At 73.5% G+C, this 16,151-nt stretch carries 18 protein-coding genes; 11 read left to right on the forward strand and 7 right to left on the reverse strand.

What is annotated here, in order from left to right; genetic code table 11:
* Positions 1 to 66 precede the first annotated feature (66 nt).
* Positions 67 to 1,299, forward strand: a complete 1,233-nt coding sequence (locus tag ACIBST_RS23695; protein ID WP_397174580.1) for a serine hydrolase domain-containing protein — start codon at positions 67 to 69, stop codon at positions 1,297 to 1,299.
* A gap of 64 nt (positions 1,300 to 1,363) precedes the next feature.
* The gene (locus ACIBST_RS23700; protein ID WP_397174581.1) at positions 1,364 to 2,062 is read left to right on the forward strand and encodes a TetR/AcrR family transcriptional regulator; all 699 of its coding nucleotides are present in this window, start codon (positions 1,364 to 1,366) and stop codon (positions 2,060 to 2,062) included.
* Here ACIBST_RS23700 and ACIBST_RS23705 read toward each other — a convergent pair.
* Entirely contained in the window at positions 2,043 to 2,828 is a 786-nt protein-coding gene (locus ACIBST_RS23705) for an alpha/beta hydrolase family protein (RefSeq protein ID WP_397174583.1), read from the reverse strand. The genes ACIBST_RS23700 and ACIBST_RS23705 overlap by 20 nt on opposite strands.
* A gap of 157 nt (positions 2,829 to 2,985) precedes the next feature.
* On the opposite strand from ACIBST_RS23705, the gene ACIBST_RS23710 reads away from it, so the two are divergent.
* From ACIBST_RS23710 to ACIBST_RS23720, 3 genes are all read left to right on the forward strand, one after another.
* Positions 2,986 to 3,936, forward strand: a complete 951-nt coding sequence (locus ACIBST_RS23710; RefSeq protein ID WP_397174585.1) for a prephenate dehydrogenase/arogenate dehydrogenase family protein — start codon at positions 2,986 to 2,988, stop codon at positions 3,934 to 3,936.
* A gap of 124 nt (positions 3,937 to 4,060) precedes the next feature.
* A complete protein-coding gene (locus tag ACIBST_RS23715; RefSeq protein ID WP_397174587.1) occupies positions 4,061 to 4,303 on the forward strand; it encodes a phosphopantetheine-binding protein in 243 nt (80 codons plus the stop codon).
* A gap of 53 nt (positions 4,304 to 4,356) precedes the next feature.
* The gene (locus tag ACIBST_RS23720) at positions 4,357 to 4,620 is read left to right on the forward strand and encodes a phosphopantetheine-binding protein (RefSeq protein WP_364338564.1); all 264 of its coding nucleotides are present in this window, start codon (positions 4,357 to 4,359) and stop codon (positions 4,618 to 4,620) included.
* 162 nt (positions 4,621 to 4,782) lie between these two features.
* On the opposite strand, the gene ACIBST_RS23725 is transcribed toward ACIBST_RS23720, so the two are convergent.
* The gene (locus ACIBST_RS23725; protein ID WP_397174588.1) at positions 4,783 to 5,610 is read right to left on the reverse strand and encodes an S-methyl-5'-thioadenosine phosphorylase; all 828 of its coding nucleotides are present in this window, start codon (positions 5,608 to 5,610) and stop codon (positions 4,783 to 4,785) included.
* A gap of 408 nt (positions 5,611 to 6,018) precedes the next feature.
* Here ACIBST_RS23725 and metK point away from each other — a divergent pair, with 408 nt between their 5' ends.
* The 4 genes from metK to ACIBST_RS23745 all read left to right on the forward strand — a co-directional run bounded on the left by metK (position 6,019) and on the right by ACIBST_RS23745 (position 9,260).
* Entirely contained in the window at positions 6,019 to 7,206 is a 1,188-nt protein-coding gene (gene metK / locus ACIBST_RS23730) for a methionine adenosyltransferase (protein WP_397174590.1), read from the forward strand.
* Positions 7,207 to 7,358: 152 nt separating this feature from the next.
* Positions 7,359 to 8,006: an isochorismatase family protein gene (locus ACIBST_RS23735; protein WP_397174592.1), complete on the forward strand. Its 648-nt coding sequence runs from the start codon at positions 7,359 to 7,361 to the stop codon at positions 8,004 to 8,006.
* A gap of 145 nt (positions 8,007 to 8,151) precedes the next feature.
* A complete protein-coding gene (locus tag ACIBST_RS23740) occupies positions 8,152 to 8,709 on the forward strand; it encodes a hypothetical protein (RefSeq protein ID WP_397174593.1) in 558 nt (185 codons plus the stop codon).
* Positions 8,706 to 9,260 carry a hypothetical protein gene (locus ACIBST_RS23745; protein ID WP_397174595.1) on the forward strand — a complete coding sequence of 185 codons (555 nt, stop codon included), beginning with the start codon at positions 8,706 to 8,708 and terminating at the stop codon, positions 9,258 to 9,260. The genes ACIBST_RS23740 and ACIBST_RS23745 overlap by 4 nt, the downstream gene beginning before the upstream one ends.
* On the opposite strand, the gene ACIBST_RS23750 is transcribed toward ACIBST_RS23745, so the two are convergent.
* Genes ACIBST_RS23750 through ACIBST_RS23760 form a run of 3 tightly spaced genes read right to left on the reverse strand, consistent with a single transcriptional unit; the run spans position 9,204 to position 11,049 of the window.
* On the reverse strand, positions 9,204 to 9,929 hold the full coding sequence (locus ACIBST_RS23750; protein ID WP_397174597.1) for an alpha/beta fold hydrolase: 726 nt from the start codon (positions 9,927 to 9,929) through the stop codon (positions 9,204 to 9,206). The genes ACIBST_RS23745 and ACIBST_RS23750 overlap by 57 nt on opposite strands.
* 17 nt (positions 9,930 to 9,946) lie before the next feature.
* The gene (locus ACIBST_RS23755) at positions 9,947 to 10,717 is read right to left on the reverse strand and encodes a 4'-phosphopantetheinyl transferase superfamily protein (RefSeq protein ID WP_364338558.1); all 771 of its coding nucleotides are present in this window, start codon (positions 10,715 to 10,717) and stop codon (positions 9,947 to 9,949) included.
* A complete protein-coding gene (locus tag ACIBST_RS23760; RefSeq protein ID WP_352329776.1) occupies positions 10,714 to 11,049 on the reverse strand; it encodes a hypothetical protein in 336 nt (111 codons plus the stop codon). The genes ACIBST_RS23755 and ACIBST_RS23760 overlap by 4 nt, the downstream gene beginning before the upstream one ends.
* 371 nt (positions 11,050 to 11,420) lie before the next feature.
* Between ACIBST_RS23760 and ACIBST_RS23765 the strand changes: the two genes are divergently transcribed.
* Complete coding sequence (locus ACIBST_RS23765; RefSeq protein ID WP_397174599.1) at positions 11,421 to 12,872, forward strand: MFS transporter; 1,452 nt, start codon at positions 11,421 to 11,423, stop codon at positions 12,870 to 12,872.
* Positions 12,873 to 12,913: 41 nt separating this feature from the next.
* On the opposite strand, the gene ACIBST_RS23770 is transcribed toward ACIBST_RS23765, so the two are convergent.
* Positions 12,914 to 14,500, reverse strand: coding sequence for an acyl-CoA carboxylase subunit beta (locus ACIBST_RS23770; RefSeq protein WP_397174601.1), 1,587 nt, complete (start codon positions 14,498 to 14,500; stop codon positions 12,914 to 12,916).
* 275 nt (positions 14,501 to 14,775) lie between these two features.
* Between ACIBST_RS23770 and ACIBST_RS23775 the strand changes: the two genes are divergently transcribed.
* Positions 14,776 to 14,943 carry a hypothetical protein gene (locus tag ACIBST_RS23775; protein WP_397174602.1) on the forward strand — a complete coding sequence of 56 codons (168 nt, stop codon included), beginning with the start codon at positions 14,776 to 14,778 and terminating at the stop codon, positions 14,941 to 14,943.
* Between the two features lie 145 nt (positions 14,944 to 15,088).
* Here ACIBST_RS23775 and ACIBST_RS23780 read toward each other — a convergent pair whose 3' ends face one another.
* Positions 15,089 to 16,075, reverse strand: coding sequence for a helix-turn-helix transcriptional regulator (locus tag ACIBST_RS23780; RefSeq protein ID WP_357709415.1), 987 nt, complete (start codon positions 16,073 to 16,075; stop codon positions 15,089 to 15,091).
* Positions 16,076 to 16,151: the final 76 nt, after the last annotated feature.

Genomic DNA, 16,151 nt, shown 5'->3' on the forward strand with positions numbered 1-16,151 from the left:
TGGCCCCGTCCACCACGCCTTTCAGCCGTGCGGACGACGACCACCACGAAAGAGGGACGACCCGCCATGACGATCGAGAACGACAACGGCTTCTCCGGAGCGGGGCTGCGCCGGCTGCGCGAGGTGCTGACCCGGCACGTGGAGTCCAAGCGGATCCCCGGGCTGGTCGCCCTGGTCGGCCGGGGCGAGGAGACGCACGTCGAGGCGATCGGGACCATGCGCCACGACGGCGGCGCGCCGATGAGCCGGGACACGATCTTCCGGATGGCGTCCACGTCCAAGCCGGTCACGATGGCGGCGGCGATGGTCCTGCTGGACGAGTGCCGGCTGCGGCTGGACGACCCGGTCGATCCGTGGCTGCCCGAACTGGCCGACCGGCGGGTGCTGCGGCGTCCCGACGGCCCGCTGGAGGACACCGTGCCGGCGCGCCGGCCGATCACCGTACGGGACCTGCTGACCTCCACGTTCGGCCTCGGCGTGGACTTCACGCTGCTGGACTCCCCGATCAGGGCCGCCACCTTCGAGCGGACCGACTACAGCGTGGCCTCCGGGCCGGCGCCGCACCCGGACGAGTGGATGCGCCGCCTCGGCGAGCTGCCGCTGTCGTACCAGCCGGGGGAGCGGTGGCAGTACGACCTCAGCAACGAGGTGGTCGGCGTGCTCGTGGCCAGGGTCACCGGCCGGTCCCTGGAGGCGTTCCTGCGCGAACGCGTCCTGGACCCGCTGGGGATGAAGGACACCGCCTTCCACGTGCCCGCCGCGAAGATCGACCGGCTGCCGCCCCTGTACGGGCCCGACCCGGCGACCGGCGAGTTCCTGGTGTGGGACGCGGCGGAGGGCGGCAGAACCGCCCGGCCCCCGGCGTTCCAGGGCGCCGGCGGCGGCCTGGTCTCCACCGTGGACGACTACCACGCCTACTTCCGGATGCTGCTGAACCACGGCGTGCACGACGGCGAGCGGATCCTGTCCAGGCCCGCGGTCGAGCTGATGACCACCAACCGCCTCACCCCGGCGCAACAGGCCGCCCGGGACGCCATGTACGGGAACATCGTCCACGTGTCCGGCGGCCAGGGGCTCCAGGGCGGCTGGGGCTTCGGGATGGCGGTGCGCACCCGCCGCGGCGACTACGCCTCCGCCGGCCAGTTCGGCTGGGACGGCGGGACCGGCACCACCGCCTACGCCGACCCGGCCAGGCGGCTCACCGGGATCCTGCTCACCCAGGTCGGGATGTCCACCCCGGACTCGATGCGGCTCATCAACGACTTCTGGACCACGCTCTACCAGGCCCTCGACGACTGATCGGCGCGGGCGGGGGATCCGGTCGATGGTCACGTCCCGGGTGGGCGGGCTGTTTAATGCTGCCATGGGCCGAATCGCCGGCGTCACCGCCGCCGAGACTCGTGAACGGTTGCTGCGCGCCGCCGCGGAGGCGTTCGCCGAACGCGGGTACGACGGCACCCGCGTCGCCGACATCGCCGCCGCCGCCGGGGTGAGCAACGGCGCGCTGTACGCGCACTTCGGCTCCAAGGCCGAGCTGCTGGTGGCGGCGCTGCGCGCGCACGGGCGGCGGGGGCTGGCCGACCTGTTCGCCGCCGACCCCGACCGGCCCGTCCCCGACCTGCTGCTGGAGATCGGACGCTGGCTGCCGCAGCGGCGCGACGCGCGCGGCTACCTCATCGTCGAGGCCCTCGTCGCCGCCCGCCGGGACGAGGACGTCGCCCGGCCCATGCGCGACTACGTCGGCGAGCGCGCCGGGTCGATGGCCGCGCTGGCCCGCCTCGCCCAGGATCGGGGCGAGCTGGACCCGGCGCTGTCGCCCGCCGCGCTGGCCCACTTCTGCCTGCTGCTGTCCATGGGCAGCGCCCTGGTCACGCCCGACCTGCACGCCGTCGGCGACGAGGAGTGGGCCGCCCTGCTCGCCCGCGTCGTCGGCGCCCTCACGCCCGAGCCGTCCTGCTCGTCCGAGCCGTCCTGCTCGTCCGAGCCGTCCTGCTCGTCCGGGCCGTCCCGCTCGGCTGGGGCGTCCGGATCGGCCGGGGCGCTCAGGCCCGAGCCGTCCTGACAGCGCTGCGCCCCGCCGCGGCCTCGATGGCCGCGGTGATCAGGGGCCAGGTGCTCGACAAGGGGTCGATCAGGCTGAAGTGGCCGGCGTCCGACGGCTCGATCAGCACCGCCGACGGCTCGGCCGCCGCCGTGCGGCGGCTCATCGACACCGGCAGCACGCGGTCCTTGACCCCGTGCACCAGCACCAGCGGGCCCCGGTCGTAGGGCAGCATGCGCGCCGGGTCCACCTCGTCCAGCAGGTCGGCGCGGTCGTGCAGCAGGGCGCGGGCTGCGCCGCCGCCGAGCCCGGCCGTGAACGCCTCGCCCAGGTCGCAGACGGCGGCCAGCCCCACCACGCCGCTGACCGCCGGCTCGCCGTGCCAGCGGGAGCCGGGCGGCAGCCGGTGCCGCAGCGCCGACCAGAGCGCGAGGTGACCGCCCGCCGAATGGCCCACCAGCAGCACCCCGGACGGGCATTCCGCCCGGACGACGTCGAGCGCGGCGGCCACGTCGTCGAACGTGCCCGGGTGGCCGCCGCCGTCCTGGCCCACCCTGCGGTACTCGGGCAGCCAGACCGGATGGCCGAGCGCGGCCAGGGCGACGGCCATCGGACGGGCGTGCCGCCGGTCGTACTCGGCCATCCAGTAGCCGCCGTGCAGCAGGACGAGGGGCGCGCGGCCGGCGCCGTCGTAGACGTCGATCACCTGGTCGGGGTGGCGGTCGCCGTAGCGCAGCACGCGGTCGGGCGGGCGTACCGGGCGGGACAGCAGGTCTTGGTAGGACATGTCGTGATCGTAGGAGCGCGTCCAGGGGCTTGACCTGGGGTTGCGCTGGCAGGAACGTGCCGCGGGGCGGCAGCAAGAAGACGGCCGGCGTACCGCCGCCGGGCGCCTCGCGCCGCGACCATGGGGGAGTGACGTCCGAGGGAAGCGAGGTTCGGCCATGTCCCCAATCCGCCGTGTCGTGGTGATCGGCTGTGGGTTGATCGGCACGTCCGTGGCGTGCGCGCTGCGGCGGGCGGGCGTCCGGGTCGAGCTGGCCGACCACGACCCGTGGGCGCTGGCGCAGGCCGCGCGGATGGGCGCGGGCACCGCGCTGCGGGCCGGGGCCGGGCCGGCCGACGTCGTCGTGATCGCCACGCCGCCCTCGTCGGTGGCCGCCGTCCTGCGCGAGGCGCAGGCCCGCGGGCTGGGACGGGTCTACACGGACGTGGCCAGCGCCAAGACGCGGATCCTCGCCGAGGCCGGGCGCGGCGGTTGCGACCTGTCCTGCTACGTGCCCGGCCATCCGATGGCCGGGCGGGAGGTGTCGGGGCCGGGGGCCGCGCGGGCGGGCCTGTTCGAGGGCAGGACGTGGGCGTTGTGCCCCCACCCGGAGCTGTCGCCGCGCGCGCTGGGCACGGTGGCGGCGCTGGCGACCGCGTGCGGGGCCGAGGTGCGGCTGCTCGCGCCGGACGTCCACGACCGGGCCGCGGCGGCCGTGTCGCACCTGCCGCTCGTCCTGTCGGCCGCGCTCGCCGCCCGGTTCGCGACCGCCGACCCGGACGGCCCCGCCGGACCGGCCCAGGACGGGGACGGGGACGCGGGCGGGGACACGGACGCGGACGCGAGCGGGGACGCGGGCGGTCTTTCGCTGGCCGCCGGGGCGTTGCGGGACGTGACGCGGGTGGCCGGCAGCCCCGCGGGCATGTGGCGGGACATCCTGGCGCACAACGCGACCCCGGTGGCCGACCTGCTGGACGAGCTGACCCGCGACCTGAGCCGCGTCGCCGCCGCCCTGCGCGCCGCCGACGACGGCCCGGTGGCCGAGGTGCTGGCGAGGGGGAACGAGGGGCACGCGCGCATCGTCCGGGCGCTGTCGCGCACGCGGGAGGCGGAACGGGCCGCGTCCTGACCTGGCGGCGCGGACGGGACGGCCCGCGCGGGCGAACGGCCCCGAGTGCGCACGTCAGGACAAGCGCCCGCCGCCCCCGCGGCTTATGGTCCCCCCAAGGGAGCCTCACGGGAGGACGCGCGACGTGGACCCGGCGGACGTCGACAGGCACGTCACCGACATCTGGAACACCGTGCTCGGCGCCGGCCCGGACGAGGCCGGCGCCACCTTCGGCGAGCTCGGCGGCACGGCGCTGGCCGCGCTGCGGATGGCCGCCAGGATCGAGGACCGGCTCGGAGTGGCCGTCGAACCGGCCGTCCTGCTGTGCGACGGGACGCTCGACGCGCTGCTCGGCCAGGTCAGGGCCAGGGCATCCTCGGAGATGTAGCCGCCGCGGCGCCGTTGCGACAATCACCAGCAGACCATGAGAAGGGACGGCCCATGACCGGCGGACGCAGCCTCGCCGAGCTTCGCGAGAAGGTCGGCGACATCTGGAACGAGGTGCTCGACGTGCCCGAGGGGCTGGAGGCGGCGACGTTCTCCGACCTGGAAGGGGAGTTCGCGGCCGCGGCGCGGCTGGTCGGGCGGATCAAGGAGGAGCTGGGCATCGCCATCGACGTCGGGGACGTCTTCGACGCGGACCCGAACCTGGAGGCGCTGGTCGAACGCGTCGCCCTGGACGCGCACGTGCCGATGGCGGTGTAGGCCCCGCGATCACACCCGGGTTCCCGAGGGGACCCGGGTTTCCCGTGCCTCGACGAGCCGCGAGCGGTTCAGGCGGCTCGGGCGGCTCGGGGCTCGGGGCGGCTTCAGGTGGTTCAGGCGGTTCGGGGCGGCTTCACGTGGTTCAGGCGGCTCGGGGCGGCTTCAGGCGGGCAGGGGGCCGAGGTGGCCGGCGTCGGCGGGCAGGGCGGCGTCCTCCAGGGCCCGCGCGCAGCCGCACGTACGGGTGCGCGGCAGCCGGGACACGGTCGCCAGCACCAGCGCCCGCAACCGGTCCAGCCCCTCGTGGAAGATCCTGAACAGCTCGTCGCGCCGCGCGCCGGAGCCCACGCCGAGCCCGGCGTCCAGGTCCGTCACCAGCGCGACCGGCACGTAGCACAGGGCCAGCTCGCGGGCGAGCGCCGCCTCCGGGCAGGCCGTCATGTCGAGCAGCGACCACCCCTGCGCGGCGTACCACTGCGCCTCGGCCCGGCTGGACAGGCGCGGGCCCTCGACCGCCACGGTCGTCCCGCCGTCCACGCAGTCCTGGCCGGTCGCCGCGGCGGCGTCGAGCACCGTCTCGCGGCCCACCGGGCAGTACGGGTCGGCGAACGGCACGTGCACCGCCGCGTCGTCGAAGTACGTCCGGACGCGTCCGCAGGTCCGGTCCACGAGCTGGTCGGGCACCACCATCACGCCCGGCCCCAGCTCGGGCCGGAGCGAGCCGACCGCGCACGGCGCGAGGATCTGGCGCACGCCGACCGAGTGCAGCGCCCACAGGTTGGCCCGGTAGTTGATCCGGTGCGGCGGCCGGCGGTGGTCGGGCCCGTGCCGGGGCAGGAAGGCGACCGTGCGGCCGCGCACCCGGGCCAGCGAGATCGGCGCCGACGGCTCGCCGTACGGGGTGGTGAGCGCGACCTCCCGGGCCCCGTCGGCGACCGAGGAGAACCCGCTCCCGCCGATGATCCCGATCTCCGCGCCGATTCCGTTCATGATCAGCCTTTCGTCGCCGGTGCGGCCGGGACCCGGCGTAGGTGATCCGCCCGGCGGGAAGAGCCGTCCGGGCATCAGGAGCATCGTGGCCTCCCGGCGCGTCCGGGGCATCTCCTGGATTGCCCGACCGGCCCCGACGCCGCACAGGGAAAGAAATCGCCGCGCCCGGCCGTGGTTATTGTCGAAGGCGAACCTTCGTCGCGCAGGTCATCGAACAAGAATGCTCGACGCGAAATCTTGGATGATCTGTGTCCGGGAAATTCGAGTAGTTTTCCCGCCGCCAAGATGTGGAGCCGTTCCATGCCCAAAGTGATTCGGGTGCCGAGGCCGAAGAAACCGCGTACCCCCGTGACCGCACTCGACCTGCGCACCCCCGCCGGGCGCCGGCTGCCCTACTAGGAGGCATCGGTGTCACGTCGTTTGTTCACCTCAGAATCGGTCACCGAAGGCCACCCCGACAAGATCGCCGACCGGATCAGCGACGGCATCCTGGACGCCTTGCTGGCCAAGGACCCCGGCAGCCGGGTCGCGGTCGAGACGCTGATCACCACGGGCATGGTGCACGTCGCGGGCGAGGTCACCACGCAGACGTACGTGGACATCCCCGGCCTGGTCAGGGAGACGATCCTGCAGATCGGCTACGACGCCTCCCAGAAGGGCTTCGACGGCGCCTCCTGCGGCGTGTCGGTGTCGATCGGCACCCAGTCGCCCGACATCGCCCGCGGCGTGGACGACGCCTACGAGCACCGCGGCGAGGCCGCCGCCGACGAGCTGGACCGGCAGGGCGCCGGCGACCAGGGCCTGATGTTCGGCTACGCGTGCGAGGAGACGCCCGAGCTGATGCCGCTGCCGATCATGCTGGCCCACCGGCTGGCCCGGCGGCTGGCGGAGGTCCGCAGGTCCGGGACGGTGCCGTACCTGAGGCCGGACGGCAAGACGCAGGTCACCGTCGAGTACGAGGGCGACCGGCCGGTCCGCCTGGACACCGTCGTGCTGTCCACCCAGCACGCCGCGCACGTCGACCTGGCCGACATGCTGACCCCCGACGTCACGCGCGAGGTCGTCGAGCCGGTGCTGGCCGAGGCGGGGATCGACACCGCCGGCCACCGGCTGCTGGTCAACCCGACGGGCCGGTTCGAGGTCGGCGGCCCGATGGGCGACGCGGGCCTGACCGGACGCAAGATCATCATCGACACGTACGGCGGCATGGCCCGGCACGGCGGCGGCGCGTTCTCCGGCAAGGACCCCTCCAAGGTGGACCGGTCGGGCGCCTACGCCATGCGCTGGGTGGCCAAGAACGTGGTGGCCGCGGGGCTGGCCGGGCGGTGCGAGGTGCAGGTGGCGTACGCGATCGGCAAGGCGCGGCCGGTGGGCCTGTTCGTGGAGTGCTTCGGCACCGAACGGGTGCCCAGGGAGCGCATCCACGACGCCGTGCGCGAGGTGTTCGACCTGCGGCCGGCCGCGATCATCCGGGACCTGGACCTGCTGCGTCCCGTCTACGCGGGCACCTCCGCCTACGGGCATTTCGGCCGCGACGAGTTCACCTGGGAGCGGGTGAACCGGACGGAGGAACTGCGGGCGGCGGCCGGGCTCTGACCATGGGCCGGGCACGCTGCCCGGAAAAAGGAAAATGGCTGGAAACGGCGGCGGGAAGTCAGCTTCCTGCCGCCGTTCCGCATTTCGGGGGACGCCGTGGCGGCACATCATGGAAACAGCCTCAAAAAGCTGCGAGAAATTCGGAGGTCGCCGTGCCGGTCGTTTCAGAGATCGAGCCCTACCCGATGCCGGACGCCGCCGAGCTGCCGCCCGCCGCGGTCACCTGGACGCCCGACCCGCGCCGTGCCGTCCTGCTGCTGGTCGACCTGCAGCACGCCTGCCTCGACCTCTTCCCGCCCGGCGAGGCGCCGCTCACCGACCTGGTGCGCAACGTGACGGCGCTGCGCGAGCTGTGCGCGCGCCTCGGCGTGCCCGTCGCCTACGCGGCCCAGCCGGGCCTGCTGACAGGTGAGCAGCAGGGGCTGGCCAGGGACTTCTGGCGGCGCAGCGACCGGCTGGAGCCCGCCCGGCGCGGCTTCCCCGAACCGATGGCGCCGGGACCGGGCGACTGGATCTTCACCCGGCGGCGCTACAGCGCCTTCCACGAGACCACCCTGCTGTGGTGGCTGCGCGAGTCGGGACGCGACCAGCTCCTCATCGCCGGCGTCTACGCCCACATCGGCGTCCTGACCACCGCGCTGGACGCCTTCACCCACGACATCCAGCCGTACGTGGTGGCCGACGCCGTCGCCGACCTCAGCGCCGCCGACCACCGGCAGGCGCTCGGCTACGTCGCCGGCCGCTGCGGCGTCACCCTGACGACCAAGCAACTGCTCGCCGGCCTGCCGCGCAATTTGTGAGTTGTCAGGCACGGGATCACAACGGACACTGAACTCGCGATCTCCCGGAGCAGGCGCAACCGAAGGGGACCGAAGAGCATTCGCCGGCGACCTCGCCGTGCCGGGACGACGCGTGACCGACGATCCCGGAAGCCGAGGTTCCCGCATGGCCACCCACACGGTGTCGACGTCCGGCGGCCTGTTGAGCGCGCTCAACACCCGCTACCACAAGCCCGCCCTCACGCTCTACCTCGTCGTCGTGCTCGCCCACTGGGCCGAGCACGTCGCCCAGGCCATCCAGGTCTACGTGCTGGGCTGGCCGCTGAAGGAGGCGCGCGGCGTCCTCGGCATGCCCTTCCCCTGGCTGGTCAGCTCCGAGTGGATGCACTACGGCTACGCGCTGCTGATGCTCGTCGGCCTGCTGATGCTGCGCTCCGGCTTCACCGGCAGGTCACGCACGTGGTGGAACATCTCCCTGGGCATCCAGGTCTGGCACCACCTGGAGCACCTGCTGCTGCTCCTCCAGGCGCTCACCGGGAACAACCTGATGGGCCGCCCGGTGCCGACGAGCATCATCCAGCTCCTCGTCCCGCGCATGGAGCTGCACCTGTTCTACAACGGGCTGGTCTTCGTGCCCATGGTGGTGGCCATGCTCCTGCACCGCAGCCCCCGTCCGTCCGAGCGGGCGGAGATGCGCTGCGCCTGCGCGGTGGCGCCGGCGTGATGGCGCGCTCCGGGCGCCGCGGGGTCTCCCCGGCCTTCTCCTTCGCGCTCAGCCTGGTGGCGGGCTTCCTGCTGTTCCTGACCGTGCCGAACCTCGGCACGGTCGTCCGCGCCGCCCGCGCCGACGGCGTGCCCGGGGTGTTCGTGCCGCGCACGCTGGCGTGCATCACGCATCCGGGGCACGAGTCCTGCGTCTGGACGGGCGACTTCCGCTCCGACGACGGCGCCACCGGCCGGACGGGCGTCGAGTTGTACGGCAGCGACCGCTACACCCACCGGGCAGGGCAGCCGGTCCGCGCGGTGGACATCGGCTCCGGCGGCCGCGTCTACGGGCCGGACGGGTCGAACGAGTGGGTCTTCAGCGCCCTGCTCCTGGCCGTGGCGCTGGGCCTGCTGTGGTTCCTGCACGCCGGCTCGCTGCGGCGGCTGCTTCCCGCGTCCTCGCGGCCCGGGCTAGCACCGGGTCCCGAGGCCGCCGGCTCAGCGGCGGCCGGCTCAGCGGCGGCCGGCGACGGCGTCGGACAGCAGAGCGCTGAGCGGGCCGGGCGCTGAGACCATCGGCCAGCAGCCGGTGTCCAGGGTGTGGAAGTCCCAGGACGGCGCCGCGCGCAGCGCGGACACGTCGGGCGACAGACTGCCCTGGAAGTGGTCCAGGTCGCACACCACGTAGCTGGCCCGCTGGCGCTCCAGCGGCGTGCTGAGCACGGCGGCCTCGGCCACGGCGCGGCCGGGGTGGCCGACGAACCGGGCGGCCAGCCAGCGCGCCTGCGCCGCCGTGAGGCCCTGTCCCTCGGCCACCAGGGTGTGGTCGGGGGCGGGCCAGCGGCCCCCGCCCGACTCGATCAGGCGCAGCTCCTGCTCCCGCTGCCGGTCGGGGAAGGCGTGCAGCATCGAACGGCCGTCGTGCGGCAGGAACGCCTCGACGTAGACGGTGTGGGCGACGCGGCCCGGCGCCCGGTCGGCGACCTGACCGGCCACCAGCCCCGAGTAGCTGTGCCCGACGAGCACGACGTCGCGCAGGCCCTCGTTCTTCAGCAGGGTCAGCACCTCGTCCACGTGCGTCTGCAGGCCGACGCCGGCGACGTCGTCGCGCGGCCCGGACAGGCCGCGCAGGGTGACGGCGCGGGCGTCGTGCCCGAGCAGGCGCAGCCGCCGGACGACGGGCTCCCAGATCCACGCGCCCGACCAGGAGCCCGGCAGGAGGAGGAAGGTCCTTCGCATCTGGATCGTCCTCCCCGTCACGCGACGCCGGCCAGCGGCCCCGGCAGGGGGCCCCGTGCGAAGTCTGCCCGCGCGGCGGGCAGGTGGAACTCCACCGCCTCGACCGGACGGCCGGTGATCACCGCGACCGCGGCGACGTAGCCGCGGCCCGGCGACAGGACGCGGAACCGCAGGCTCTCCGGCGGGATGTCCAGCGGCCAGCTCAGCAGGGCCGGGTCGTCGGCCGGCCCACTGACCGCCACCTCCGTCGGAGGCACCCGCAGGCCGTGCCCGGTGGCCTTGAGCGCCGCCTCCTTGCGCACCCAGACCTTCGCGAACGCCTCGTACCTGTCCTGCTGGGGGAACGCCTCCAGGACGGCCAGCTCGGCCTCGGTGAGCGCGCAGCGGGCCAGGTCGTCCACCGGGTCGGCGGGCACGGCCTCCACGTCCACGCCGAGCGGCCCCTCGGTCGTCACGGCCACCGCCACCCGGTCCTCGGAGTGCGAGACCGACACGTGCAGCGGGAAGCCGGGCGCCCGGACCTGCGGCTTGCCGTGGTACCGGGTGCAGTCGGGGCACGACCGGTCCACCACGACGTCCTCGGGGCGCACGCCGAGCTGCACGGCGCTCGCGGTGCGCAGCAGCCACGAGCCGGTCAGGAAGCGCCTGCGGTCGGGCTCGCGGCGGAACCGCGCGGCCCGTTCGAGCTCGGGCTCGCTGAGCACCGACAGCAGGGTCCCCTCCGGATGGTCGCGCGGGCCGGCCCACCAGACCTGGCACTCTCCTGGCGCCACCACAGATGCGATCACTGGTCTTCCTCCCTTGCGGCTGTGCTGCTGTGGGACAGGACGCGGCAGGCCACCAGCTCCCACCGGTCCACCTCGGGGTTGGCGAGCGTCTGCGTCACCTCGGCGCGCACCTGCGCGCTGGTCAGGGGCTCGTCCACGCGCATCCGGATGACGATGTCCCCGCCGGCCTGGGTGAGGTCCTTGTGCCAGTGGCCCGGCAGGAGCGCCATGATGCGGATCCCGTCGATCGGGGAGCCGAGGAACGGCATCCCGCGCACCTGGCGCATCGTCACCTGGATCAGCATGGCTTCCTCGTCGCCGTGCGGCGTGAAGGGGCGAACATGGGGTCTCATCTCCATCTCGTCTGCCGGAGGTCTGTCTCTCGTACCTCCACTGTGGGATCCGGGACGGGCGCGATCCAGGGATGGCGACGTCAGGAAGCTGCAGGCCGCCGCCGCATGCTGTCAACGGCCCCGCCCCTGGTCCTAGGTCCAAGGTCCCGGGTCACGGTGACCGGACGGCCGATCCCGCCGGACCGCGGCGGACGGCATAGTCGTCCCGGAGACGGCGCGGAACACCCGGGGAGGGGCGATGACCGGACCGGACCGCCCGAGCCCGGGCGCAGCCCACCCCAGCGCGCTCAGGGGGTGTGCCAACAGATGTCCGCCGGTTCCGGTGCAGCCATGACAGGCCACCGGACCCCGTACGGACGAAAGGCACATCCATGTCCAGCACCCGCTCCCCGGCCCGCATCCGGCGGCCGGGGTGGAGCCTCGCGCTGCTCGCGCTGGGGCATCTGATCATCAGTCTCGACTTCACCATCATCTACGTGGCCCTGCCGGACATCGCGTCCGACGTCGGCTTCTCGGCGCACACCCTGCAATGGGTGGTCACCGCGTACGCCGTCCTCTACGGCGGCTTCCTGCTGCTCGGCGGGCGCCTGTCCGACCTGGCCGGACGCCGGCGGATGTTCGTCCTCGGCATGGCGCTGTACGGCGCGGCCTCCGTGCTGGGCGGCCTGGCCACGGAGCCGGCGGTGCTGCTCGCCGCCCGCGCCGTGCAGGGCCTGGCCGGCGCGGTGCTGTTCCCCGCGGTGCTGGCCCTGGTCAACACCGCCTTCGCCGAGGGCAGGGAGCGCAACCGCGCGCTGACGGTCTGGGCGATGGCCGGGGCCGGCGGGCTCACGGCGGGCGCGCTGGCCGGCGGGGTGCTCACCCAGGCCCTGGGCTGGCAGGCCGTGTTCTACGTCAACGTGCCGCTGACCGCCGTGGGCGTCGCCGCGGCCTTCGCCCTGCTGCCCCCCGACGGCCGCGCCACCCGGGGCAGCGTGGACGTGCCAGGCACGCTCACCGGCACCGCCGGCGTCACGCTGCTGATCTTCGCGGTCGCGCACGGCTCGGAGGCGGGCTGGGCGCGGGCCGAGGTGGTCGCGGCGGCCGTGCTCGCGGTGGTGCTGGTGGCGGCGTTCCTGCGCCTCCAGGCGCGGGGGCGGACGCCGCTGATGCCGCTGCGGCTGTTCCGCAACCGCGCGCTCAGCGGCGCGGTCGTGGTCATCCTCCTCTTCGGCCTGACCATGCAGGCCGTGCCGTACTTCCTGACCCTGTACCTCCAGGACGTCCTCGGCTTCGACGCCCTGGAGACCGGCCTGGCCTTCCTCGCCCCGACCCTGTCGATCACGGCCGGCAACTTCCTCAGCGAGCGGCTGGTCCACCGGCTCGGCACCCGCGGCACGCTGATCGCCGGCATCCTCGTCAACGCCGCGGGCGCCGTGCTCCTGGCCCCCGGCCTGCAGGGGGACGGGTCGCTTCTCACCGTCCTGCCCGGGGTCGTGGTCATCGGCCTGGGCATGGGCATCACGTACGAGGCCATGTGGATCGCGGCCGGCACCGGCGTCCCGGCGGACGAGCAGGGCCTGGCCTCCGGCGTGGCCTCCACCGCGCTGCAGGTGGGCACCGCGGCGGGCCTGGCGGGCCTGGTGGCCGTGGCCAACCACGGCATCGAAGGGCTGGGCGGGCAGGCCCTGCGTGACGCCTCCGCCCAGGGGATGCGTGCGGCGGTGCTCGTCCTGGGCGCCGTCATGCTGACGGGCGTCCTGGCCGCGCTCAGGCTCCCCGGACAGCGCGCCAGGACGGCGGCGGTGCCCGCGCCCGTCCCCTGCGCCGACCAGGGGAACTGACGGGAAGCCCTGCGGTCGGCGGGGGGAACTGACGGGAAGCCCTACAAGGGAAGGTTGCCGTGTTTGCGCGGCGCCACGTGCTTGCGCTTGTCGCGCAGCATGGCCAGCCCGCGCGCCACCGCCGACCTCGTCTCCACCGGGTCGATCACCGCGTCGACCAGGCCGCGCTCGGCCGTGTACGCCGGATGGACCAGCTCGCGGGTGTACTGCTCCAGCAGCTCCGCCCGCCGGGCGGCGGGGTCGGCCGCGGCGGCCAGCTCCTTGCGGTGGATGATGTTGACCGCCCCCTCGGCGCCCATCACCGCGATCTCGTTGGTCGGCCAGGCCAGCGACAGGTCGGTGCCGATCGACCGGGAGTCCATCACGATGTACGCCCCGCCGTAGGCCTTCCTGACGATGACCTGGACGCGCGGCACGGTCGCCTCGCAGTAGGCGTACAGCAGCTTGGCGCCGTGCCGGATGACGCCCGCGTGCTCCTGCTCCTTGCCGGGCAGGAAGCCGGGCACGTCCACGAGCGTGACCAGGGGGATGGAGAAGGCGTCGCAGAACCGGACGAACCTGGCCGCCTTCTCCGCGGCCGACACGTCCAGCACGCCGGCCAGCACGGTCGGCTGGTTGCCCACCACGCCGACCACCTGGCCGTCGATCCGGGCCAGCGCGCAGATCACGTTGGGCGCCCAGCTCTGGTGCAGTTCGAGGAAGTCGCCGTCGTCCACCACCTCGGCGACGACCAGCCGCATGTCGTACGGCTTGTTCGGCTCCACCGGCACGATCTCGGCCAGCCGGGGCCGGGCGTCGCCGGCCGCGGCCCGCGCGGGCAGCGCCGGCGGCCGGCTCATGTTGTTGCTCGGCAGCATCGACACCAGGTCGCGGACGGCGGCCAGGCAGCTCTCCTCGTCGTCGTGCACGAACGTGGCCAGCCCGGACCGGCTGGCGTGCACCTGCGCGCCGCCCAGCTCGGCGTGCGTGATGCGCTCGCCGGTCACCGCCTCGACCACGTCCGGGCCGGTCAGGTAGAGCTGGGCGGTGTCGCGCACCATGAACGTGAAGTCGGCCAGCGCCGTCGAGTACGCCGCCCCGCCCGCGCACGGGCCGAGCACGACGGCGATCTGCGGGATCACCCCCGACGCCTGCACGTTGCGCTGGAAGATGCCGCCGTAGCCGTTGAGCGACAGCACGCCCTCCTGGATGCGGGCCCCGCCGCTGTCGTTGAGCCCGATGAACGGCGACCCGCTGGACAGCGCCAGGTCCATCACCTTGTGGATCTTCTGGGCGTGCGCCTCGCCGAGCGAGCCGCCGAAGACGGTGAAGTCCTGCGCGTAGACGAAGACGCGGCGGCCGTCGATGGTTCCGGATCCGGCCACGACCCCGTCGGTGTGCGGCCGCTGGGCCTCCATGCCGAGCCCCTGGGCCCGGTGCCGCCGGAACATCTCGATCTCCAGGAACGAGCCCTCGTCCAGCAGCAGGTCGAGCCGCTCGCGGGCGGTGCGCTTGCCCAGCGCGTGCTGCCGCTCCACGGCCTGCGGGCGGCCGCGCGCGACGTCCGCACGCGCGCCGGCGAGCTCCTCGCGCAGCCGGTCCATGGCCGACGGCGGGGCTTCCTGGAGGACCTCGGGGGAGATGGTCATCGTTTCCTCCTCGGACTCTTCCCGGTACGTCCAGTTAAGGATCGATGGCCGTTTCATGTCACCTCCTGCAGTGCTTGACCGCGCCGGACGTGGCAGGAAGCGGAAACGCCCTGCAGCTTGCTGCCTCGCCGAAGCCTGGTTCGCGCCCCCGCCGCGGCGCAAAGTTGGAAGTGCAAGGAAACAGCGCCACGAACCGCCGAGAAAGAGGCAGTGAAATGACGAACAGCATTGTTGCCAAGAGGATTTCCCAGTGGATTATCGCGATTGTCTCCGGGATGCTCGTCTGGGCCGTCGGCGCCACCGCCGCGCAGGCCGCCGCCGCTGCCGCCGACACGGTGCTGCAGGCGGACGGCAACACCTGGCCCGCCCCGGCCGGCCCGGAGGGCAACACCTGGCCGCTGCCCACCCCGCTGCCCTCCCCCCAGGGCAACACCTGGCCGTAAAAGGCCCCGACACCGGAAAGGAATTGACCGTGAATTTCCCCGAGGAGGTCTGCCTATAGAACACGGGCCGAGCACGAGAGAACCCCCGCGACCGGGACGCGGGGGTTCTTCATGTCCTGCGACACGAGACAACAGAGGAAACGCCTCAGATCCAGTTCTCCTCCTTGGCCCGCAGCGCGGCCTGGAAACGGTTGACCGCGCCGAGCCTGGCCATCAGGTCGGCGACGTAACGGCGGTAGGTGCGCACCGAGATGTCCAGCTCGCGGGCGGCGATCTCGTCCTTGTCGGCCGTGGCCATGACCGCCAGCACCCGCTGCTCCATCTTCGACAGCGTCGGCTCCTCGCCGGGCGGGTCGAGGTGGTCGGCCAGCGGCACGGCCGCCTTCCACAGGCCCTCGAAGTAGATGACGAGCTGGGAGATCAGACCCGGCTCGCGGACCAGCAGCGCCCCCGTGGAGTGCGCCTTGGGGTCGATCGGGACGACGGCCACGCTGCGGTCGTACATGAGCATGCGGTCCATCGGCTGGTCGGTGACGCGGATCTCGGCGCCCAGATGCGCCAGCTCGCGCAGGTACGACACCATGCGCTGGTCCTCCAGCGCCTTGGGGTGGAAGATCTCGCGCAACGCCAGGCCGCGCCGCAGCGAGCGCGTGTCGAGCGGCAGCGCCGACTCGATCATCACCTCGTTGAACGGCCCGCCAGGGTGCAGGCAGAGCGTCTCCTTGTAGGAGAAGAAGGCCAGGTCGTCCAGGCGCTGGCGGACCCGCGCGCCGCTCTCCACCCGCTCGATGTCCAGCACCGCGTTGGAGCGGTCGCCCTCCCGCTTGTCCTCCAGGAAGCTGGAGATGGCGTCGCGGGCGCCGAACACCCGGCGGATCTCCGCGTTCAGCTCCTCCAGACGCTGCTCGACCAGGCGCTCGATGGCGACCCTCGGCTCGGTCGCAGTGACCCGGTGGCGGTCGTTCAGGTCGAGCATGGCGAGCCGGTCGAGCGTCTCCACCGCCGACTCCACCGTCTCGGGATCGAGGTCCAGGGCCTCGGGCACCGAGCCGACGCTCTCGCCCCGATGGCGCAGGAAATAGCGGTAGACCGCCTCCGCTTCGGGGGTGACTCCAATGACGGACAGATCCACGCCCCACCTCCCGGGGGTTCGGCGGCCGGAGCTTGCACTTCCATTATCGGAATCCGGACGGCCGGCGCTCCTCGCA

The organism is Nonomuraea sp. NPDC049684 (genome assembly GCF_044465345.1).
Taxonomy (GTDB): domain Bacteria; phylum Actinomycetota; class Actinomycetes; order Streptosporangiales; family Streptosporangiaceae; genus Nonomuraea.